General features: G+C 68.8%; 19 protein-coding genes. 3 read left to right on the top strand and 16 right to left on the bottom strand.

Annotated elements, in window-relative coordinates; genetic code table 11:
* Nucleotides 1-33: 33 nt before the first annotated feature.
* The 11 genes from tagH to AB4Z01_RS18760 all read right to left on the bottom strand — a co-directional run bounded on the left by tagH (nucleotide 34) and on the right by AB4Z01_RS18760 (nucleotide 13,708).
* On the bottom strand, nucleotides 34-1,377 hold the full coding sequence (tagH, locus tag AB4Z01_RS18810) for a type VI secretion system-associated FHA domain protein TagH (protein WP_441696074.1): 1,344 nt from the start codon (nucleotides 1,375-1,377) through the stop codon (nucleotides 34-36).
* 48 nt (nucleotides 1,378-1,425) lie between these two features.
* Nucleotides 1,426-4,086, bottom strand: coding sequence for a type VI secretion system ATPase TssH (gene tssH / locus AB4Z01_RS18805; RefSeq protein WP_441696073.1), 2,661 nt, complete (start codon nucleotides 4,084-4,086; stop codon nucleotides 1,426-1,428).
* A 28-nt stretch (nucleotides 4,087-4,114) separates the two neighbouring features.
* Entirely contained in the window at nucleotides 4,115-5,149 is a 1,035-nt protein-coding gene (gene tssG, locus AB4Z01_RS18800; RefSeq protein WP_441696072.1) for a type VI secretion system baseplate subunit TssG, read from the bottom strand.
* Nucleotides 5,146-6,957, bottom strand: a complete 1,812-nt coding sequence (tssF, locus tag AB4Z01_RS18795) for a type VI secretion system baseplate subunit TssF (RefSeq protein WP_441696071.1) — start codon at nucleotides 6,955-6,957, stop codon at nucleotides 5,146-5,148. Before tssF ends, tssG begins: the two co-directional genes overlap by 4 nt.
* Complete coding sequence (tssE, locus tag AB4Z01_RS18790; RefSeq protein WP_441696070.1) at nucleotides 6,950-7,444, bottom strand: type VI secretion system baseplate subunit TssE; 495 nt, start codon at nucleotides 7,442-7,444, stop codon at nucleotides 6,950-6,952. Before tssE ends, tssF begins: the two co-directional genes overlap by 8 nt.
* Entirely contained in the window at nucleotides 7,431-8,255 is an 825-nt protein-coding gene (locus AB4Z01_RS18785) for a type VI secretion system accessory protein TagJ (RefSeq protein ID WP_441696069.1), read from the bottom strand. The genes tssE and AB4Z01_RS18785 overlap by 14 nt, the downstream gene beginning before the upstream one ends.
* Nucleotides 8,256-8,295: 40 nt before the next feature.
* Nucleotides 8,296-9,849, bottom strand: a complete 1,554-nt coding sequence (gene tssC / locus AB4Z01_RS18780) for a type VI secretion system contractile sheath large subunit (protein ID WP_441696068.1) — start codon at nucleotides 9,847-9,849, stop codon at nucleotides 8,296-8,298.
* A 9-nt stretch (nucleotides 9,850-9,858) separates the two neighbouring features.
* The gene (tssC, locus tag AB4Z01_RS18775; protein WP_441696067.1) at nucleotides 9,859-11,358 is read right to left on the bottom strand and encodes a type VI secretion system contractile sheath large subunit; all 1,500 of its coding nucleotides are present in this window, start codon (nucleotides 11,356-11,358) and stop codon (nucleotides 9,859-9,861) included.
* Between the two features lie 5 nt (nucleotides 11,359-11,363).
* A complete protein-coding gene (tssB, locus tag AB4Z01_RS18770) occupies nucleotides 11,364-11,897 on the bottom strand; it encodes a type VI secretion system contractile sheath small subunit (RefSeq protein WP_441696066.1) in 534 nt (177 codons plus the stop codon).
* Between the two features lie 54 nt (nucleotides 11,898-11,951).
* Nucleotides 11,952-13,082 (bottom strand): type VI secretion system protein TssA, encoded by a 1,131-nt coding sequence (tssA, locus tag AB4Z01_RS18765; protein ID WP_441696065.1) that lies wholly within the window; start codon nucleotides 13,080-13,082, stop codon nucleotides 11,952-11,954.
* 143 nt (nucleotides 13,083-13,225) lie between these two features.
* The gene (locus AB4Z01_RS18760) at nucleotides 13,226-13,708 is read right to left on the bottom strand and encodes a hypothetical protein (protein WP_441696064.1); all 483 of its coding nucleotides are present in this window, start codon (nucleotides 13,706-13,708) and stop codon (nucleotides 13,226-13,228) included.
* A 376-nt stretch (nucleotides 13,709-14,084) separates the two neighbouring features.
* On the opposite strand from AB4Z01_RS18760, the gene AB4Z01_RS18755 reads away from it, so the two are divergent.
* The 3 genes from AB4Z01_RS18755 (at nucleotide 14,085) to AB4Z01_RS18745 (ending at nucleotide 15,979) form a co-directional block, all read left to right on the top strand.
* On the top strand, nucleotides 14,085-14,561 hold the full coding sequence (locus AB4Z01_RS18755; RefSeq protein WP_342238667.1) for an Hcp family type VI secretion system effector: 477 nt from the start codon (nucleotides 14,085-14,087) through the stop codon (nucleotides 14,559-14,561).
* Between the two features lie 75 nt (nucleotides 14,562-14,636).
* Nucleotides 14,637-15,452: a hypothetical protein gene (locus AB4Z01_RS18750; protein WP_441696063.1), complete on the top strand. Its 816-nt coding sequence runs from the start codon at nucleotides 14,637-14,639 to the stop codon at nucleotides 15,450-15,452.
* 11 nt (nucleotides 15,453-15,463) lie between these two features.
* Nucleotides 15,464-15,979, top strand: a complete 516-nt coding sequence (locus AB4Z01_RS18745) for a hypothetical protein (RefSeq protein ID WP_441696062.1) — start codon at nucleotides 15,464-15,466, stop codon at nucleotides 15,977-15,979.
* A gap of 171 nt (nucleotides 15,980-16,150) precedes the next feature.
* Here AB4Z01_RS18745 and AB4Z01_RS18740 read toward each other — a convergent pair whose 3' ends face one another.
* From AB4Z01_RS18740 to AB4Z01_RS18720, 5 genes are all read right to left on the bottom strand, one after another.
* Nucleotides 16,151-16,834, bottom strand: coding sequence for a GAD-like domain-containing protein (locus AB4Z01_RS18740; RefSeq protein ID WP_441696061.1), 684 nt, complete (start codon nucleotides 16,832-16,834; stop codon nucleotides 16,151-16,153).
* A 131-nt stretch (nucleotides 16,835-16,965) separates the two neighbouring features.
* A complete protein-coding gene (locus AB4Z01_RS18735) occupies nucleotides 16,966-17,439 on the bottom strand; it encodes an SMI1/KNR4 family protein (protein ID WP_441696060.1) in 474 nt (157 codons plus the stop codon).
* 15 nt (nucleotides 17,440-17,454) lie between these two features.
* A complete protein-coding gene (locus AB4Z01_RS18730) occupies nucleotides 17,455-19,059 on the bottom strand; it encodes a PAAR-like domain-containing protein (protein WP_441696059.1) in 1,605 nt (534 codons plus the stop codon).
* Complete coding sequence (locus AB4Z01_RS18725) at nucleotides 19,052-20,131, bottom strand: DUF2169 family type VI secretion system accessory protein (RefSeq protein WP_441696058.1); 1,080 nt, start codon at nucleotides 20,129-20,131, stop codon at nucleotides 19,052-19,054. Before AB4Z01_RS18725 ends, AB4Z01_RS18730 begins: the two co-directional genes overlap by 8 nt.
* 10 nt (nucleotides 20,132-20,141) lie before the next feature.
* The coding region (locus tag AB4Z01_RS18720; RefSeq protein ID WP_441696057.1) for a bacteriophage T4 gp5 trimerisation domain-containing protein at nucleotides 20,142-20,982 on the bottom strand (841 nt) is incomplete at its 5' end.

Genomic DNA, 20,982 nt, shown 5'->3' with positions numbered 1-20,982 from the left:
CGCTGTTATTATGACTGTTCGACTTTCCGACGATTACTTCTGAACCGGATCGCGCAGACGTTCGTATCCTTCGGCAAAGGATTTGCCGAACAGGTCCCGCACGTTTTCGGAAGCCCGGTCGGACATCTGCCGATGCAGGGCGGCATAGGCATCCCAGAGCCGGGCCTTGCGGGCCGCCGGCAGGACCGCGCCCAGCCCGCCGGAGGCGCCGCCCGCAGATTCCGCCACCGCGTCCGGCGACAGCCGGTCGAGCAGATGTCGCAGCGCCGCCTCCATGCCGCCGATGGTGCCGATCTGATGCCGGCGAAGATCGCGGAACCCCTCTTCCATCGCATCCGCTCCCTTGGCGAAGGCCGGCAGCGGCGGCGACAGGATGGCGGTGATCGCCTCCTCCACCGAGGTCGCGAATTTCAGCGGGTTGTTGTTGCGCGGCTGGATCGCCGTCCGTTCGATCCGGAACTCCGTCTTCAAGGAAGATCGGGCGTCGAGCGCTTCGAGCAGCCCCTGCACGCTGCTGCGCAGGATCTGGCCGATCATGCGCGCCAGCTCCTCGCCGCGCTCCGCCGGAAACTGGGCGGGATCCAGGCCGGCCGCCTCGAGGATGAGGCGCAGCGGATCGGGGCCGAGTGCTGGCGGCGCTGCCTCGGGCGCGGGCGGCACCGCCTGGGGGGCAGGGGGCGCGGGGGTCGGTTGCGGCGGAGATTGCGGCGTCGGCGTGTCGTGCCAGTCCCGCGGGATCGGCCGGATCGGTACGGGCCTCTCCGCCGGGGCCGGGTTGTCCTCGGCCCAATCCTCCGGAATCTCCCGGAACTGCGGCGCCGAAGTCCGGATGGCCACATGATGCGCCGGGGTATGGTCGGGCTCGGCCGCGCGGGCCCAGCCTTCGTCGGACGCGGCCTCGAAGGGGGAGCGGCGGGCCTGTGTCGGCACCGGCGGCCATCCCGTCGCCTCCGGCCGATGCGGGGGCAGCTTCGCGCCGCCCGCCGTGTCGACGCCGAAGGGCATGGCCATGGGATCGTCGATGTCGATCGAATGGCTGGCGGCCGGTGCGTCCGCGCCGGACAGGCGGACCAGGAAATGGTAGTCGCCGACCGCGATCCGGTCGCCGTCGGACAGCACGAGGCTGCCGGCGCGGCCGACGGGCGTCGTCCCGCCATTGACGAAAGTGCCGTTGGTCGACAGGTCGAACAGCACGTATCGGCCGTCGACATAGTCGATCAGGCAATGGTTCTTCGAGACGAACCGCGAGCCATCCTCCAGCACCCAGTCATTGTCCTGGCCGCGCCCCAGGGTCAGGCCACAGCGATCGAGGGTCCGGGTGGCGTCGCCCCCATAGGGGCCGGAACCGCCGGCGGTGAGGTCAAGGGTCAGCTTCATGGCCGAGGAGCTCGGGAGAAGGTGCGAGGGAGCACAGTCCTGACCGCGCTATGAGACACGATATTGGATCGCGCCGTGGGAGTCGACGGATACGGACACCGCCTGGACAGGAGCGGAATCCGCCATGCGGGCGAGACACTCGGCGGCCAACTCGGGCAGAACCGTGTTCGCCAGGATCTGCTCGATGGCCCGGGCGCCGATTTCGCTCTCGGTCGCGCGGGCCAGAAGCTCGTCGATCAGGCTGTCGTCGTAGCTGAAGCGCGCGCCATAGGCCTCCTCGATGCGCCGGCGGATCCGGTCGAGTTGCAGCCGGGCGATGCCGCGCATCGTGTCGTCGTCCAGCGGCAGGAAGGGGATCACCGACAGGCGGCCGAGGAAGGCCGGCTTGAAGGCCTTCAGCAACCCCGGGCGAAGCGCCGCGGCGAGGTCGGCGGGGGCGGGGGCCGTGTCGGGATCGGCGCAGAGCTTGGCGACGAGGTCGGTGCCGACATTCGAGGTCAGGATGATCACGGTGTTCTTGAAGTCGATGTCACGGCCTTCGCCGTCCCGCAACATGCCCTTGTCGAACACCTGGTAGAATATGTCCTGGACGCCCGGATGCGCCTTCTCCAACTCGTCCAGCAGCACGACGGAGTAGGGGCGCCGCCGCACCGCCTCGGTCAGCACCCCGCCCTCGCCGTAGCCGACATAGCCGGGCGGCGACCCGAGCAGGAGCGAGACCTTATGCTCCTCCTTGAACTCCGACATGTTGATGACCGTCAGGTTCTGCTCGCCGCCATACAGCAGATCGGCCAGGGCCAGGGCGGTCTCGGTCTTGCCGACGCCGGACGGGCCGAGGAACAGGAACACGCCGATCGGCTTGCGCGGGTCGGTCAGCTTGGCCCGGGCGGTGCGGATGGCCCGGGCCACCGCCTCCAGCGCATGGTTCTGGCCCACCACCCGCTCGCGCAGGCGGTCCTCCAAGGCCAGGATCGACCGGATCTCGTCGGACACCATGCGGCCGACCGGGATGCCCGTCCAGTTGGCGACGACCGCGGCGACCCCCTGGGCGTCGACCTCGACCGGAATCAGCGGCGCCTCACCCTGCAACTCGGCCAGTGCCTGGCGGGCCTCGGCGTATTCGGCACGCAGCGCCGCGACGTCCTCGACGTCCTCGGACGAGGTGTCCGTCTCGGGGCCGAGGCCCTGGGCCGCCTCGATCCGGTCGCGCAGCCCGCGGATCCGGTCGACGAGGCCGCGCTCCTCCTCCCAGCGGTTCTGCAGCGCCTCGTGCTCGGCCGCGGCCTGGTCGCGCCGGGACTGCAGCTCGGCGATCCGGCCCGTTTCCCCGCCCGTCGCTTCCTCGCGCCGCAGGATGGTGATCTCGCCCTCCAGCCGCTCGATCCGGCGCCGGCGGTCCTCGATCGCCTCGGGCGTGGCCGCCTGGGCCATCGCCACCCGGGCGCAGGCGGTGTCGAGCAGGCTCATCGACTTGTCGGGCAGCTGCCGGCCGGCGACGTAGCGGTGGGACAGCCGGACGCAGTCTTCGACCGCCTCGTCCAGGATCCGGACGCCGTGATGCGCCTCCAGCATCGGCACGACGCCGCGCATCATGTCGATCGCGGCCGCCTCGCCCGGCTCGTCGACCTTCACCACCTGGAAGCGGCGGGTCAGGGCCGCGTCCTTCTCGAAGTACTTCTTGTACTCGGACCAGGTCGTCGCGGCGACGGTCCGCAACTCGCCTCGCGCCAGGGCCGGCTTCAGCAGGTTGGCGGCATCGCTTTGCCCGGCCTGGCCGCCGGCGCCGATCAGGCTGTGCGCCTCGTCGATGAACAGGATGATCGGCCGCGGGCTGGCCTGCACCTCCTCGATCACCGATTTCAGGCGGTTCTCGAACTCGCCCTTCACCCCGGCGCCGGCCTGCAGCAGGCCGAGGTCGAGCGTGCGCAGCGAGACGTTGCGCAGATCCTCCGGGACGTCGCCGGCGGCGATCCGCAGGGCGAAGCCTTCGACCACGGCGGTCTTGCCCACCCCGGCCTCACCGGTGAGGATCGGATTGTTCTGACGCCGCCGCGTCAGGATGTCGATGACCTGCCGGATCTCGCCGTCGCGGCCGAGCACCGGGTCGAGCCGGCCGGCGCGGGCGCGCTCGGTCAGGTCGATGGTGTAGCGGTCCAGCGCCTCGGTCCGCCCCGTGCCGGCCGGCCGCGGGCCGGCGCCGTCGGTTCGCGCCGTCGTTTCGACGGTCTCGGCCTCGGCCGAGGCGGCGGCGATGGCGGCCAGCCTGCGGCGCAGCTCGTCGGGCGGGATGCGGGCGAGGGAGGGCGACGCCGCGCGGGCATGCTGGCCGAGCGTCTCGTCGGACAGCAGCGCCACGAGCAGGTGCCCGGAGCGAATCTGCCCGTCGCCATATTCCAGCGTGGCCAGGAGCCAGGCTTCACGCCCGAGCGAGACCAGCGAGGGCGACAGGGCGGGAGGATGGGCATTCCCGGTCTTCAGCCGGTCGAGGCTGCGGGCCAGCTCGGCCGCGACCCGCTCGGCCGCGATCTCATAGTGGCGCAGGCAGGCGGCGACGTCGGACCGCTCATCCTCGAGAAGCTTCACCAGCCAGTGCTCGATCTCGACGTTGAACTGGGATCGCGACAGGGTCAGGCCGGCAGCGCCTTCGAGCGCGCGGCGGCACGGCGCGTTCAGCTTGCCGACGAGGGATTTCAGATCGATGGCGGCCATGCGGGGCTCTTGTTGCGTGCGGCTGTGATCAGATGTCGTCGAGTTCGAAGACGGCGTCGGACAGGTCGGCCAGCGGCGGCTGCGACACCGCCCAGCTGGTCCAGCCGAGCCTTGACGCCTCGGGGCCTAGCCGCGGCTCCGGCACCTCCCTGCGGTCGAGCACGACGCGGAGATTGAAGCTGAGGCCGGGCCCGACATACAGCCGGGTCAGCTCGGCCAGGCGGCGGACCTCGTCCGATCCTGGCAGCAGGGTCCGGAAGCGTGCCCAGGACACGGGGCCGACCTGGATCTGGAACTTGCCGCGGCGGTCCCACACCCTGTCGCCGGCGACCGCGTCGATTCCGAGCCGGCAAAAATTGCCGTCCGGCGAGGCGGCGGTCGGCAGGACGCTGCGCTCCTCCGGTGGGAGGGTGAGCCAGTTGCCCTCGAACGGCTTCACCGCCACGGGGAGGCCGAGATAATCGCCCAGCATGGCCTCCAGCGCGACCGCGGACCGGGGCCAGCGGGCGAAGTGCCCGGCGTAGTGGATGATCGCCTCGTCATCGACCGCCAGGCGCCGCTGCAGATGCGGCGTGCCCAGGCCGACGAGGGCGCGCAGGGCGTCGGAGATCCCGTCCTCGGCGCCGCCCGCGCGCTCATAGGCGATCGGCAGGCGGTATTTCGCCCAGGCGCGATAGAAGAACGAGGCGAGCCGATGCTGGAACAGGTCGAGGAACGCCTTCAGCCCCGGCCGCTTCTGGCGGGCCGCGCGGTTGACCTCGGCCGTCAGGTGGCTGGGCAGGACGCCGGACGGGCCGGTCAGCCCGAACAGGGTGACGGCCAGCCGGGGCGGCCCGCTTTCGTCCGGGGCAGGCGGGTCGAACCGGGCGACCGAGCCGGCCGGAAAGGCGAGGGAGGTGGTGCCCGTCAGCCGCACGGCCTCGCCGGCGGGCGGCAGATCCTCGCCGATCGGGCGGCCGCGGCCGTCCTGGCCCGGGTCCCGCTTCCGGGCCGCGGTCTCGAGCAGGCGGATGGCCTGAAAGGCCTCGATGCTCCAGGGCTTCTTGGTCAGGCGGTCGATCACAGCAGCACCGTCTCCCCCGCCCGCGGCGGCCACCGCCGCAGCGGCTGCGAGCGGCCGCGGATGAATGCGGTCAGCCGCGAGAAGGAATTGATGCTGCAATACAGGCCGAGGAAGCGCTCCAGCACCGAGGCGAAGAGGTAGAGGCCGGCGGCCGTGAAGCGTTCGCCGTCGAACTCGACGGTGATGTCGACGCCCCGGGCGAAGCCGCCGAGCACGTCGCCCGGCAGGCGCGCCGAACCGCGGCGGCCGGAGACCTTCAGCAGGCTGTCGATCACGGCCCGCGTGTCGGGCGAATCCCGGAAATCGTAGAGCTTCAGGATCTCGCGCAGCGCCTCGATGCCGTCCGTGTCGTCGGTCAGCGACAGGTGGTTGAGCGCGAGATGCGAGACCAGCCGCCAGCGGCCGCGCTTGCCCAGGGCCGGGCGCAGCGTCGGCGTTGGCGGCGTCAGGCAGAGGACCCGGTCGATCGCCGGGGATGAATCCGCCGCGCTCAGATGCGGATGGCCGCCGCCGAAGGGCAGGCGGCTCGGCAGGTCCCGGTTCAGGCACAGGAGGTCGACCGAGAGCGTCGTCTTGGACGAGGACACCGGGTCGAAGGCCTCGTCAACCAGGGACAGGAAGACCTCCGTCCCGCGCTCGCCCTGCCCGCCGGGCCGGCGCGCCGCGTGCCAATAGGCGCGCCGGGCGCCGGCATGCCGAAGCGCATAGAACGGCTCGAAGGCGGTCACCTGGCCGCGTTCGTCCGAGCTCTCGACCTGGTCGATCGAATAGACCTCGGTCGCCATGGGCCGCCGGGAGTCGGGGACGACGCGATAGTCGGTGGTTGCCTGGCTGACCGTGATCGGCTCCGCCCGCAGCGGGAACAGGTTGACGATCGGGGTGCAGCCGAGGGCCAGGGAATCCGCCCCGATGCTGCGCTCCAGATCGGCCGATCCGCGGCGCAGATAGAAGAAGATCTCGATCCGCCGGCCGGCAGCGAGCAGCGTCTTGGCCTCCAGCCCCTCGAGGTCGAAGAACAGGAACTTCTCGGGGAAGGCGAAATATTCGGTCAGCAGTCGATAGCCGAGATGCGACCGGGCCGGGTACGGCAGCAGCCCCTCGTCGGGGCCGAAGCCGACCGGCTTGATCGCCGCGGCCGGCAGGATCGCCGGGCTAGGATCGGTCGGGCCGTCGGCCACCGCGATCGACAGGCAGTCATTGTGGATCAGCTCGTATAGCGGCAGCGCCTGCAGCGCCGGGCCGGACAGGTGGAAGCGCAGGGTCTCGACGCCGAGCGAGGAGAAGGTCGTCGCCTCGTTCAGGCAGCGCAGGCCGACGCGTAGGATGGCGGTCGCGCCGGCGGCCCGCGGATTGGGCGGCGCCGCCATCGGCCTGGCGCCGAAGGCGACCGTGTCGATCGCGATCGGCCAGAGGGTCAGCGGGTATCCCGTCCGAAACTGGCAGGCCTCGCCGTCCACGGTTTCGGTGCCGACCTCGGTCCCCGGCGGGACGCGATAGGCGCCGCGCATATCCGCCCGGCAGTCGAACCGCGCGATCGCCATCGACGGGATCGGCGCCGCGTAATGCGGGTACAGCACCCCGATCAGCGCGTCCGTCAGCTCCGGGAAGTCGTCGTCGAGCTTGGTCCGGATCCGCGCGTTCAGATAGGCGAAGGCCTCGATCAGCCGGGCGACGAAGGGATCGTCGGTGGCCTCGCCGCTCAGCCGCAGCCGTCCGGCGATCTTCGGATGCGCGTCGGCGAACTCGCCGGCCAGGCGGCGGATATAGGTCAGCTCGCGCTGATAATGGGCGAGAAGGTCTTCAGCCATGGCTGCGCGAGGTCACCGAGAAGCTGCGGCTCACCGGTTCGAGCACCGAATCGAAGGTCATCGGCTCCGGCGACGGTTCGGCATGCATCAGCGCGTCGATCCGCAGCCGCAGCGTGCGGTCCAGGCCCTCGGTGTTGTCGAGCAGGCGGACCGCGACGGAGCGGAACCGCGGCTCAAACCGGCGGATGGTGGCCTCGATCACGGCGCGGAAGCGCTCGCGGTCCTCGGCGGAGGTCATGGACAAAGCGGTGAAGTCCGGCAGGCCGTAGCCGGTCAGGGCGGAGCGGAGCTCGTCCCACGCGTCGGGCCAGGCGATCGGCCGCGCCCGGGTGTTCAGCAGGCTCTCCAGGTCGCGCCTGACCCCGTTGCGGATCTCCGCCAGGGACCGGACCCCGCGTTGCACGCCGCCGCGCATGGCCGGCTCCGCCTCGTCCGCCAGCAGGCGGTCGAGCACCGAGAGCAGGAGGGCACCGTCATCCTTCGCCATGGGCCGCTCCGGCGTCTGGCGCGCGGGCTTCGAACCGGCCGGCCTGCAGGATCGGCACCGCCGCCTCGCCCGCCAGCCAGCAGCGCTGCCCGATTCCGAGGGCCGGGGTGCCGGTCCCGCCCTGCCATTCCGTGATCCGGCCCAGCCTGGCGCCGTCATCGGCGCCCTCCGCGGCCCCGGCATACAGCACCGGCAGGTAGACATCGCCTTCTGGGCCGTCCGTGACGGTGATCGAGGCGCGCCGCCACAGCAGGTCCCGCCGCCGCTCCGGAGCGTGGAACTCGATCGCGGCGACGCGCTCCATCGGCACCCAGTAATATTTCCCGGTGCTGGTCAGCACCTCGAAGACCGGCGCCACGAGGTCGTCGATGTCCCGCAGGTCGTCGATCTCGGCATCGTCCAGGCGGCCGGGGCAGGGCGGCCGCAGGGCTTCCGCCTCGGCGGAGAGGCGGCCGGCCTCCGCCCCCTGTCCATCGCGCAGGGCAAGCCCAGCCTCGAGCAGGCGCTGCAGATGCGGCGCCGGCGGGTCCAGGAACTCCGGCAGCCGCCCGGCGGAGAAATGCTCGGCCCTGGCCTGGGCGGCGCGGATCAGCTGGCGGAACAGGGCCAGGCCCAGCGCCGCCCCGGGATCCTGGTCGGCGACGATGTCGAGCTGGCGGTCGGCCCGTTCGAAGTCGCCGGCGAAGCACAGCAGCTCGGCCAGGAAGACCCGCTTCGCCGTGACGCCGGGCGCGGCCTTCACCTCGGCCAGGGCGGCGGCGAGGGCCTCGGCCAGGCGGCCGGCCTGGAAATGCTCGGTCGCAGAGGTCATGTCGGATCCTCGACTCGTTTCCTCGACTCGGTCGGCAGCATCATGCGGCCTGGCCGGCATGGGCGATTTCGGTGACCAGGCGGAAGCTCGACGCCACCTGGTCCAGCTGGAAATGCGGCCGCAGATGGATGACGCAGCCATACAGGCCCGGCCGCCCGGGCAACTCGCGCACCGAGACGTCGACCTCACGCAGCGGATAGCGGGCGCGCTGCTCGCTAGTGGCGGTGTCGCTGGCGATCGAGTAGCCGAGCAGCCAGCGGCGCAGGAATTCCTGGCAGTCCTCGACGGTGTGGAAGGCGCCGATGCGGTCGCGGCCGATCACCTTCACGTAATGGGCGAAGCGGCTGATGCAGAAGATGTACTGCAGCATGGCGGACAGCCGGGCGTTGGCCGCCGCCGCCGGCTGTCGGCTGTCGCCCTTCGGCCGCTGCAGCGACGGGTTGCCGTGGAACACCGCATGCGGCGTATCCCGCGCCCGGGACAGCGCGATGATGCCGAGATCCGTCAGGTCCTTCTCGATCGCGTCGGTCAGCTCGACATCGAGGGCGATCTTATAGCCGATGCCCGGCCGGTCGGTGCCGAACGACATGCTGGGCAGGTCGGTGACCAGCCCGCCGCTGCCGCCCTGCGCGGCGGCGCCGCGGATCTCGGCGAACCAGCCGAACTGGTCGAAGGCGCGGATCAGCGTGCCGGCGAAGGCGAAGACGGCGGGAGCCCAGCAATAGCCGGAGAGATCGGGGGCGGAGGCGTCCTCGCGATAGCGAAAGCCGTCGGCCCGGCGGCCGTCATCGGCCCAGGGCAGCCGCATCAGGACCCGCGGGGCGGTGAGGCCGAGGAACCGGGCCTCCTCGATCTCCCGCAGCCCGTGCCAGCGGACGTAATCGGGGGAGCGGAAGCCGGGCGCGAGGTCGATCGGCTGGCCCAGCTCGGCGAAGCTGGTGACGCCCAGCAGGGTTGGATGCGCCCCGGCGATGAACGGGGCGAAGGCGGCCGCGGCGATCTGCGCCATGCCCCGCAGCCCCGCGACATCGTCGGTCGGGTGGCCGGGCGCCGGCTTGTGCCGCATCTCGTAGGCGCCGACCAGGACACCGAACGGCTCGCCGCCGGGCGTGCCGAATTCCTGCTCATAGACCTTCTGGAACAGCTGGCTCTGGTCGAATTCGATCGCCCGTTCGAGATCGCGGCAGACCTCCGCCCAGCCGATATCCAGCAGGCGGATCTTGGCGGCGGTGCCGGCGGCGCCGTCGACCAGATAGGCGACGCCGCGCCAGTTCGCTTCGAGCTGCTGCAGCCTGGGCGCGTGCAGGATGGCGTCGAGCTGCGCCGAGATCATGGCGTCGATCCGGGCGATCTCCCGGTCGATCGCCGCCAGCAGCGCCCGGCGGTCGCGCAGCAGGCGCGCAGCCTCCGCCCGCCCGAACCAGAGGACGAGCGCCTGCGCCCGGCGTGGCTCGGCCAGGAACGCGACGACGGGACCGGCCCCGTCGGCGGCGTCCCGGCCCCCGCCGGCGAAGATGCGGTCGATCAGGTCCGGCCCCAGGCCCGTCCGGCTATCACCGGACGGCTGGGTGCGCGCCGCTGCCTCTTCCGGCATCGGCCGGGATCAGCCGTTGCCGCCGGCGTTCGGAATCCGCGCCACCATGCGCAGCGAGGTGGTCAGCTCCTCCATCTGCAGCCAGGGCCGCAGCCAGGCGACCGCGTTGTAGGCGCCGGGCGAGCCCGGGATCTCCTTGACCGAGATCTTGGCCTCCGCCAGGGGATAGCGAGCCTTCATGTCCTGGCTCGCATCTTTGTTGTTGTTGACGTAATTCATGATCCAGCGGTTCAGCCAAGCCTCGCAATCCTCCGCCTCGAGGAAGGAGCCGACCTTGTCCCGGGCCATGACCTTGAGGTAGTGGGCGAAGCGCGACGTGGCCATCATGTAGGGCAGGCGGGCCGAGATGGCGGCGTTCGACGTCGCCTCGGGCCGGTCGTACTTCTTCGGCTTCTGCGTGCTCTGGGCCCCGAAGAACACCGCATAGTCGGTGTTCTTGTAGTGGCAGAGCGGCAGGAAGCCGAGGCGCGACAGCTCGGCCTCGCGCCGGTCGGTGATGCCGATCTCGGTCGGGCATTTGTGGTCCGGATCGCCGTCGTCGCTGACGAAGGTGTGGAATGGCAGGTCCTCGACCTTGCCGCCGCCCTCGGCGCCGCGGATGGCGGTGCACCAGCCGTACTGGGCAAAGGCGTCGGTCAGCCGCGTCCCCATCACATAGGCCGCATTCATCCAGCAGTAATGGTCGTGCTGCATCGCCCGGCGGACGCCTTGGGCGTCGATCGGCGCTTCCTCGTAATCGAACTCGTCGATCCGGCGGGTGCTGTCGCCATAGGGCAGCCGGGCCAGGACCCGGGGCATGGTCAGGGTCACGAAGCGGCTGTCCTCGCTGTCGCGGAAGCTGCGCCACTTCGCGTATTCCTGGGCCTCGAAGATCTTCTCCAGGTCGCGCGGCCGCGACAGCTCGGTGTAGTCATTGAAGCCGAACAGGGCCGGGCCCGCTGCCGAGACGAAGGGGGCGAAGGCCGCCGCCGAGACCTGGCTGATGTGCTGCAGCAGCTCGGCATCCTCCGGGTGGTTGGAGAACTCGTAGTCGCCGATCAGCGCGCCATAGGGCTCGCCGCCGGGGGTGCCGAACTCGCTCTCGTAGATCTTCTTGAAGATCTGGCTCTGGTCGAACTCCACCGCCTTGTTCAGATCGCGATGCAGCTCGCGCTTCGAGACGTTCATGACACGGATCTTGAGCATGGCGCTCGTCTCCGTGTTGCTGATCAGGTGGTGCAGTCCGCGCCAGGAGCCTTCGAGCTGCCGGAACTTCTCGTGATGCATGATCGCCGCCAGCTGGCGGGACAACTGCTCGTCGATGACCTTGATCGCCTGGTTCAGCGTCGCGGTCAGATTGCGGTCGTAGGTGACGGTGCCCTTGAGCGCCTCTTCCGTCAGGGTGCGCAGCAGCTCCTGCGCGCGCTCGGGCTCGGTCTGCCGCGTCGCCGAGATCGCCTGGTCGAGCAGCGTGGTCGTCGTCTCGACGACCGGGGCGGCGGTCTGGGACTGGGACTTCTCCACGGCCATGGCCCTTACTCCTTCGTTCCGCCGCCGCCCGCTTGGGGCGCATCCTGGGTGCCGAGCTCATGCGAGAGCCGGGACAGCTGCTCCTTGTTCTGCAGCACCTGCTCGAGCAGGGCCTCGAGATCCTCGGAGCGGTCGATCTTGGTCATCAGATCGCGCAGCCGGTTCCGGGTCTCCAGCAGCTTGCGCAGCGGCTCGACCTGGTGGACGACCGCGGCCGGCTCGAAGTCGTCGAGCGRCTTGAAGGCCAGGTTGACGGAGAACTCGGTGCCGTCATCCTTCAGCGTGTTCTCGACCCGGAGATTGAGGCCCGGCGCGATCCGCGCCATGACGTCGTTGAAGTTGTCGCGGTCGATCTGCACGAATTTGCGCTCGCGCAGTGGCGCCAGCGGCTGGGTCGGGTCCCCGGAAAAATCGCCGAGCACACCGACCACGAAGGGCAGCTCCTTCTCGATGACCGCGCCTTCGGTCTCGACCTGGTAGGTGATGTGGACGCGCGGCTTGCGGACACGCTCGAGCTTGTCGTGAATGCTGGACATCATCACCTCGACCTCGTCTTGTTCAATGCGTTGCTCCCGAGACGTTCGCCCGCGGCATCACCCGCCGCGGGACCTGATGCCGGCGACCACCAGAAAATCCCCCCGGGCGGCATCGTCCCGGATCAACTCGTCGATCAGATCGGGCAGCGGCAGGCGGGCCCGCCGCACCGCCTCCTGCAGCGTGTATGAGATCGGCGCCTGCGGCTCCATCCGGCGGAACCAGGCGGCGGCCTGCTCGATCAGGCGAAAGGCATCCTCGCGGTCGCGGATCCCGCCGGCCGGCGCTGCCGCGGTGGGCGCGTCGGCTCCGGTCGCATCGGACTGTGGACGTGGCGCGGGTGGCACGGCCGCGGCGGCACTGGGCGGCGCGCCGATCGCCTGGCGCAGCGACTGGCCGCGATCGCCGAGGGCCAGGAACAGGGCGTCGCGGGCCGCCTCCAGCACGTTGCGGATGTTCGAGCTCGGCGGCGATGCCGCGCCGCACCGCTGGTCCAGGGCGTGGCACAGCTGCAGGAAGGCGTCCTGGGCACCGACGATGTCGGCCAGCATCGTCGACACCTCCGTCGCATCCATCGCCTGGGCCGCGGCGGTGACCGCGTCGAGATCCTGGGCTCCGGCCGCCAGGCGCTGCTGCCGCCGGTCGTCGTCCAGCGCGGCGACCTCGCCCGCCTGGATGATCTGCCACAGCGCATAGTCGCCCTGCTGCCCGCGAATCAGGGGGATCTTCCGGATCGGCCGGATCAGCGTGCCCTCGGCGCCCTCGCCGTTCAGCCCGGTGATCGGGCGCAGGCGCGTCGCCAGGCCGTCCTCGTCGGGCGCCGGGTGCAGGCCGTCCCAGTGCCGCTCGAGCAGGGCATGCAGCAGCCGGAAGCCGTCGCGCAGCCCGGCATAGCCGTGCAGCCGCGTCAGGCCTTCGACCATCATGGCGGCGACCTCGAGATCCTTCGACTGCCCTGCCAGGATCTCAGCCGCGGCGGCGACGATCTGGCGCCACTCCGCCGTCGGCTGGGCCGCGTCGTCCTCGGCATCGGCCGCGCGCTCCTGTGTGCGCGCCTGCGCCCGCAGATCCCGCAGGCGCTGGAACGGCGCGGCCGACGAGGCGTCCGAGCGCGGATCCACGCCGGCCGGGCTCGCCCCCGGAACCGGCGCCAGCAGCGCCTGGATGTTCAGGACCTCAGGAGTTTGCACCGGGCTGCTCGCTTAATGCCGATCGCACCACAGACCTGTCTATAATAGGTCGGATTCCCTTGAGCATAGCGACATATCCTAGTGGTCGGGAACGGCGAAGCGACGCCCAGCTCACATAGGTAAATGATCCGTCCGCCATGCCATCACCAGGAAGGGGGAAACTCGCTGATCGCCAGAACGGCCGGGACCGGACGGCTGGAGGTATCGACCGACGCCACCCAGACGGCGTAGCTGCCGTTCTCCGGCCGGTCGAAGGTCAGCGCCGGGTTCATGCCGCCATCGGTGGTGTCGTCCGCGCACAGCCACTGTCCGCCCGGGGTGTGGACGAGAAGCGCGGTGTCCGATCCGGCGGCGGCATAGAGGGTGAGGGGGCGCTTCCCGTCCTTGAACTCGACCGTCACGTCGGGGCGCTCGGCGGTGATGTTGCCGATGCAGTCCCGGCCCATGCGGGAGACGGAGTATTGCCCGCCGGCGACGACGCCGATGGGAAAAGGATCTGTTTTGAAATCGCCCTCAAGAGCGAGGGTTTTATAGTAGGGCGGCGCCTCCGGATTGGGCGGCGGCAGCGGCGACTCGGGCTGCTGGGCCAAAACGAGGCCGAACGGCAGGGCTGCGCTCGCCACCACGGCGAGAATTGTCCGACAAAACCGCACCAGGGACCTCCTTCGAGCATGCGAGTATCGATTATGCGCTAAATGCCTTTCGCCTTCCAGAATCCTTAATCCTGTGTATAGATGCTTCTGTCTCGAGCGAGCTTGAGTCACCCCAAGGGGATCTGGACTGAAATGTGACGCTGATGTGTCAGGGCCGCTGCGAAGATTATAGGCGGTTTGGGTGGGCAGCGGCCGGGCGCAACAGAGATCATCTGCAATTTGGGAAGTGATTCCAGGGAAGTTCATGGTCCGAGGTGTTCTGGATTGCTGGAGCCCTCGTGTTGAAGCCGGACCCCTGCATCGGATGAGCTGTTATCATTTTATTTCCTAAGAAGGAGACTGAGGGACCATGGCGATCTATGTTCAGATCGACGGCATCCAGGGCGATGCCACCCAGGAGAACCACAAGAAGTGGATGGATGTGGCGTCGTTGAACTGGGGCGTGCACCGCGCCGTCTCGACGCCGTCCGGCTCCTCCCAGAACCGCGAGGCCTCCGAGCCGGTGATCGGCGAGATCCGCCTGACCAAGGCGATGGACGGGGCGTCGCTGAAGCTGTTCGAGGCCGCCGCGACCGGCAACCAGGGCAAGGCCGTGACCATCCATCTGGTCACCACCGGCAGCCCGGGCAGCACCTATATGGAGTACAAGCTGACCAACGCGCTGGTCAGCGGCTATCAGATCAACACCACGGGCGACCGCCCGGTCGAGGAGGTCACGCTGAACTTCACCAAGGTGGATCTGAAGTACACCACCTATGACGAGAACCATAAGCCCGTGAGCAACCAGGTGGCGAGCTACGACGTCGGCACCACGCTGCGCGGGTGAGCGGATTGCGAGGGTGATTGGCCGGCCGGGACCCGCGGGTCCCGGCCCGTTCCCCATTCGCGAAAGGTGATGCCGATGATGTCGATCAAGCCTCCGGTCGCCGCCTTGGCCCTGTCCCTGCTGGCGGCGGCCTGCGGCCAGGAGATCCCCGATCAGAAGGCGTTTCCGGGCTACGCCAAGGGGCCGGAACCCGCGGCGCCGGCAGCGACGCTGGTTGCCGAGACGCCGCTGTCGGCCGAGGCCCTGGCCCGCAAGACGGAAACCTCGCGCCTCACGCTCGACCGCACGGTCGAGACCATGCGGCAGCGGCTGACGCAGTTGAAGCAGCAGATCGTCGAGACGAGGTCCAACCTGGACGACCAGGGCGGCCGCCGGGTGAATCCGGACCAGTATGCCGAGCTGCAGAAGGCCGAACGCCAGGTCAGCCTGGCCCTCGGCCGGACCCGCGTGTCGACCAGCCGGAACGCCGCCACGGTGCCCGAGCAGGCCTCGACCATCAATGATCTGAGCGGCCTGATCGTCTCGGTCTCCGGCCTGGTCCACACCATCGGTGAGGGCGAGCCGGTGGCGGCGCCGACGCTGCAGGCGCGCGCCGGGCTGTCGCCGGATGTCGACCTCAGCCGGATCCGGGCGTCGCGGCCGCTGACGGAGACCCCCGCGGGCGCCGCGCCGAATCAGGTTCCGGCACCGGCGGCGCCGAGCCCGATTCCGGCGCCGGCGGCGTCGAGCCCCGCCCCGGCGCCCGTCATCGGGCTGTCGCCGGATATCGATGCGAGCCGGATCCGGGCGTCGCGGCCGCTGGCCCAGGAGACCCCGGGCGCCGCGCCGAACCCGATGCCGGCGCCGGCGGTGCCGAACCCCGCCCCGGCGCCTTCCATCCCTGTGAGCTGAGGGAGACGATCATGCGCGCTGATCAGATGTTGGACTTGGTCCGGGCGACCCTGCGCGAGCTCGACGGTCCGGACTCCCGCTCCGCGGCCGAGGCCGCCGGCACGGCGGCGGCGACGCTGCGGCGCCAGCGCCAGGCCATGGTGCTGGAATCGGCCGTCTCCGAGCTCGGGCCGTCGCTGCCCGGCTTCCGCAGCCGGCTCGCCTGGCGGCTCCCCTCGGGGGCGGCCGCGCCGGCGCAGGACGAGGCGCTGGCGGCCCAGGCCTGCCGCATCGCCCGCGACCGGCTGGCCGGGGCGGAGGAGGGCGGCGGGGCGCTGCGGCCGTCGCGCCTGTTCGACGCCGCCCTGGCGCGGCTGATTCCCGGCATCGACGGGGCGGAGATCCGGTCCGTCACCCTCGGCGGCGGCCGTCCGGGGCGCAGCCCGGCCGATTCGGCCGAGTCGCGGCCGGCCGGTGCCCGCCTGCTGGCGGCCCTCGCCGTGATCGCCGTGACGCTGCGCGAGGAAGACCGCGCGGCGGCCGCCTGACCGGACCACGGACAGGCCGGCCGAGTCGCCGGTCCGGCCTTGATCGACGACACGCCCTGGAGATGCGGCCCTCTTGTGCGGTCGCGTCGTCTAGGGCGGGCGGGACCGGCTTGTGTCCGCACTGCGGCCGAGACACCGTCGTGCCATACGAAGCTCTGCCGCAGGTTGGCCTCAGCCGATGGGGCGCACTGGCTCGGCTCCATCGACCCCGATTCGCGCGAGTTGGAACGCGTCCAGTTGGGCGAGGATGGCGAAGTGCTCCATCGCCTTCACGCGGCGGATGTACTCGATCGTCCGGTGCGGCCCGAAAATGCCGGAGATCGCCAGCGCCGGGAAAAAGCCGTAGCACTCACCAGGCTCGAGCCGGCCGTATTTCTCCTGGCAGCGCCGGTAAAGCGGAACGCCATATTGATCAACGAAGTCGATCATCTCTATGTCTGGAAAAAAGCCCGCCGCCATATGTTCCGGTGTTGCAATGGGTTTCCAATCCCTAACAGTGAGGGCCCGGCAAAATACAAATCCCTCTGCCAAATCTATATTGAAGTTGTAGTATTTATCTGACCAAATGTAAAAATCTCCAAAGGCTGAATAACCAATTACGTGGCAGTCATTGTAAGAAAAATTCGGATCGATGCCAAAAACCAGAGATATAATCGATCTCATTTCGTCGGGATGGCATGTGTAGAACAGTCCGTCCGCAAAGCTGCAGAATCCGATCTCTTCAAACATATCCACCAGAGGCGAAGGTAAAATCTTGCGTGCCCTCTGGAGTTCGTTGCTTGTGGCGGCCCGAATTTGACGTGCCGGACCAAGCTCTTTGATGGAGTAAATGATGTCTTTGTGTAAGAGACTCATTTCGGTCCCAATCTGCAGCCGTTTAACTCGGCACTCATCCTTTCAGCGACGCAATCCTCGCGCAGACGAGGCGAAGCGGCTCTCCCGTCGCAATGATGCGGGCGGCACCCGACGTGAATGGGCATTCCAGCCTAGCCGCCTGACAAGGCAGAGGTGATCTCGGCGAGAAGGAAGCTTCCGAAATCGTCAGCAATCTTTTCCGATCCACCGGATATTCCTTGAACTGGCAATTCCAAGACGGCGCCTTCTCCTTCAGCATTTGTCTGTGATAGATCGATCACATAGAACGGGCCGTAACCGGACATCTCGATGCGCAACATTGAGTCCGTGATGTGACCCTTCTCACGAGAGCGCTCGGTAGCCCATAGGACGCAGGGAATCGACTCTGCGTTAAGACCACTCCTTGTGACCCCGTAGAACTGGTGGCCCATGAAGCTGAGCGTTCCCATCTTTGCAAGGAAATATCTGTAGGAGGGTGAGAATTTCACGCCCAATCTGCTCTCAAATGCGGAGAGTATGTCATCCGCAGCACCGTTTCCTTGACGATACGGTTCTCTGGAATCGAGAATCATTTTAATAGCAGTGTCGACATCTCTCGTAGACATCTTGCCCTCTTTCGGTCAGAAGTCGTTGGCTCTGGTCTTCCAGTATCCTCGTTTCCACGTATTAAATGGTCCTCGGTTCATGGAGGGTGGCGCGCTGCTATAACGATGACGAATTCCATCCGGGTCGACGTAGGATTTGTCATATTGATTATTGTACATATGTAGCTCTCGATTGTATTCTTGATGCATGCTCTGTGAGATCTCGGCCATCGAGCCTGGCTCATCCTGGGTTAGATGATGAAGATTTACCTCTTCTCCGTCCGGGCCTATCGGAGCATCACCATCTGCCATCCGCTCGCGATTTGTCCGCCCTTCGGCATCTCGCCTATCCGGATCAATCAGATCGTCCCTCTGATATACTTTTCTTCCATTGACGTCCTTTGCAACCCATCTTTTTGTTCGCGTCACCCTGACATTCTCATCCGGCGTCGCCCGCTCGATCTCCTCCGCCGTCTGCTCCGCCTTTCGGGCGGCCGGCACCACGTCCTCGGCCACGCCGGCGGCCGCGCCCTCGGCCGCGCCGATCTTGCGGGCGACGCCCGCCACGGTGGCGGCCTTGCCGGCCACGGTGATCGCGCCCTTGGTCGCCAGGGCCTCGACCCCGAGCCTGACCACGTCGAAGGTGCCATGGCCCAGCGCCTGTGCCACCCCGCCTTCCCGATAGGCCTGGACATAGGGGTCGGAGACGCCGTGCCAGACCGTGCCGGCGGTGTTCTGCGTGTTCTCCCAGCCGCGGCCCAGAGTGCCGCCCGGGTCGTTCCACAGATTCTGGCCGACCTCGCCGGTCCACTGGGCCGCCCCGGTGACACCGCCCGCCACGCTCTCCCCGGCCGAACCCAGCGTCCCCAGCGGATCGTTCCACAGATCGGACGCGATGCTCTTTGCCCCCTCCAAGGCATCCGACCCGACCTTCTTCGCCCCCTCCCAGGTCTCGCTCGCATTCTCGCTGAAGCCGTCGGCGAACCGCTCGCCGGCGCCGCGCGTGTCGGTCCCGTCGCCGCCGCCTTGGGTCGTCGTGTCTCCCGCCATCCGGACTTCGCCGAAGGTGTTCCCGCGGTTCATGTAGAACCGGTCCTCGTGCCGGATGACCGGAATCCCCTCCGCCCGCACCGTCCTCGAATGGTCCAACGGCTCGGCGATGTCCCCGACCGTGCCCGACTTGATGCCCTTGGCCGATCCCGGCTCGTCACCATGGGTGCAGGTGGTGTTCGAGCGCAGCACGAAGGCGCGCTCGCCGGTGAAGAACACGGTCGGTGTCGTCTTCTCGTCCTCGCCCGGAATGGCGTAGACCGAATAGGGGATCGGCGGGATCGAGGAGCCGACCGGGGTCTTGCAGACATCCGGTGTCAGCGACAGGACGATCGGCTTCGACGAATCGCGGATCGCCTCCTTCGGTGTCGTCGTCCACTGGGCCTGCGGCGGAGACTCCTCCGTCTTCGCCGCCCCCACCCGATACGGTTTGCCGAGCTCGTCCGCCTCCGATAGGGCGCTGATGGCGGGGGTCCAGTCCTTGGCCTGAGACAGTGCCTGGAACCGATCGATCAACGAACCGTACCGGGCCGCGACATCCGGCGGCATGCTCCCGGTGTCGACCGGATACGACCCGCGGCCATCAATCATGGCCCGCCTCCGCCGGAAGCGGCCGCCGGCTGGTTGCGGATACCGGTTCCGCCGGCACCAGCAGATGCGCCTCGACGGCCCGTACACCTTCCCGCCACGCGAAGCCTATCCGCCATGTCAGCACGGCCTGCAACGGGGGGCGGATCACGTCGATATGAACGCCATCGAGCGGCATGGCGAGGATGTCGGTGTCGCCGGTTTTGCGGTGTACCGCGCAAACCAGCCGCAGCCCCGGCAGGGAAAAGGCCAGGAGCGGCGATTCGGGGCGGAGATTGGCCAGGCGAATCCTCTCATCGCCGCGCAGCCACGGCGTGAAGATCAGGTCGGGATGGGCGCAGTTGTAGAAGCGATAGTCGAAATCCGGCGGCAGGAACGGGTGCCGCGTCGCCAGCCAGGTCTCGTCATAGGTGCCGGTGTACTGCTCCCGGAAGCGCCACCACGGTGCGATCGGGGCCAGGCCCTCGGGCTGATAGGCTCTCTGCCATTCCGTGATCGGCTCGTGCGCTGCCTCGATCTGCGGTGCAGGCAGGGGGCGGTCCCTCAGGCTCAGCTTCGGGTCCAGCCGCCCGGGACCAAGCGGATTGAAGCGGTCGCAGTCCTGCGGCTCGTCCTCCTCGGCCGCCTTGGGGATGGGACCGCCATGGGCGAGATAGTAGCTGAGCGGCACCTCCGACGCCGGGGCTGCGTCACCCATGCGCCAGCCGTCGCCGTCGGGCTGCCAGTGGCGAGCGCCGTGGACCCGGAGCAGCTTCTGCCGGTCTCCGACTTTGATCCCGGCCAGCCATGAGGGCTGCGGCTGGCCGAACGGAGCATGGGCGCGGGCCAGCACCGTCACGTCGGTGCCGGGCTTGAACGGGATGAAGTCCGCCTGGCGCAGCAGATGGGCGCGCTGGCCTTCACCCGCGTACTCGTCCTTGAGCAGGAACGGCGTCTGGCGGGTGGACGGCGCCAGCGCCTCGCCTGGGCGGATGTCGAAGGTGCCTCGGAGCGCCAGGACGCCATTCAGCTCCGAACGCGCATTGTACTGCTTGAACGCCAGGCCGGGGAACGGCGTATGGTTGCGGAGTTCCATGTGCCGGCGCTCAGTTCAGGTCGATCGTCTTGCCGTTGATCTGAACCGGTCCGCTCATGGTGATGTTCAGGTTGTCGCCGAGGATGCGGATCGATCCGTCGGCTCGGAGGGTCATCTTCGACTTGCCGACCTCGAGGACGAATTCCTCGCCCACCTGGACGACATAGGCCTGTCCGACATTGACGGTCTTGGCGACGCCGACCTGTTCGTGGCGGGCGACGCCGACGGTGTCGGATTTGAAGCTGCCGACCACGGTGTTCATCATTCCGGGCAGGGAGAACAGCTGGTTGACCGAAGACCCCAGGCCGGTGCCSGAGGCCTGCAGCGCGGCGCCGGCGTCCTGGCGSGTGCTGGGGCCGGCCACGAGCCCCGAGAGCGCGTTGAGRGCCGGSCCGGCGAGGAAGCCGAGCRCCGAGCCGCCGATCTGCCCGGCGAAGCTCTGCATCAGCGCCGGGGTCGCAGCCAGCGCGCCGGCGGCGAGACTGCCGGCGATGCCCCCTCCATCCGAGGCGCCGGTGGGCGCCGCGCCGCCACCGCCCGAGAAGGCGCCGCCGCGCTGGGCGATGCTGGTGGCCTGGGCGATCAGCCCGGCCGAGGAGCCGGAGAGCCCGGCGACATTGGCCAGGAGGCCAGGGGCACCCCCGCCGGCGCCGCCCACTGTCAGGTTCATGCTGCCGCCGATCTCCTCCTTGTGGTTGGCGGCGACATTGATCGCCTTGCTGGCGCCGATGCTCTCGACCTTGTCGTTGTCGACCCGCTTCACATGGTTGTTGCGGACCTTGACCGTGTGGTCCTTCTGGGCGTGGAGGAACAGGTTCTCCCGGCCCGTGGAGGAACAGGTTCTCCCGGCC

The organism is Inquilinus sp. YAF38 (assembly GCF_052113205.1).
Taxonomy (GTDB): Bacteria; Pseudomonadota; Alphaproteobacteria; order DSM-16000; family Inquilinaceae; genus Inquilinus.
The sequence above is the reverse complement of the archived record's forward strand: the minus strand, read 5'-3'. Positions and strand labels throughout refer to the sequence as shown.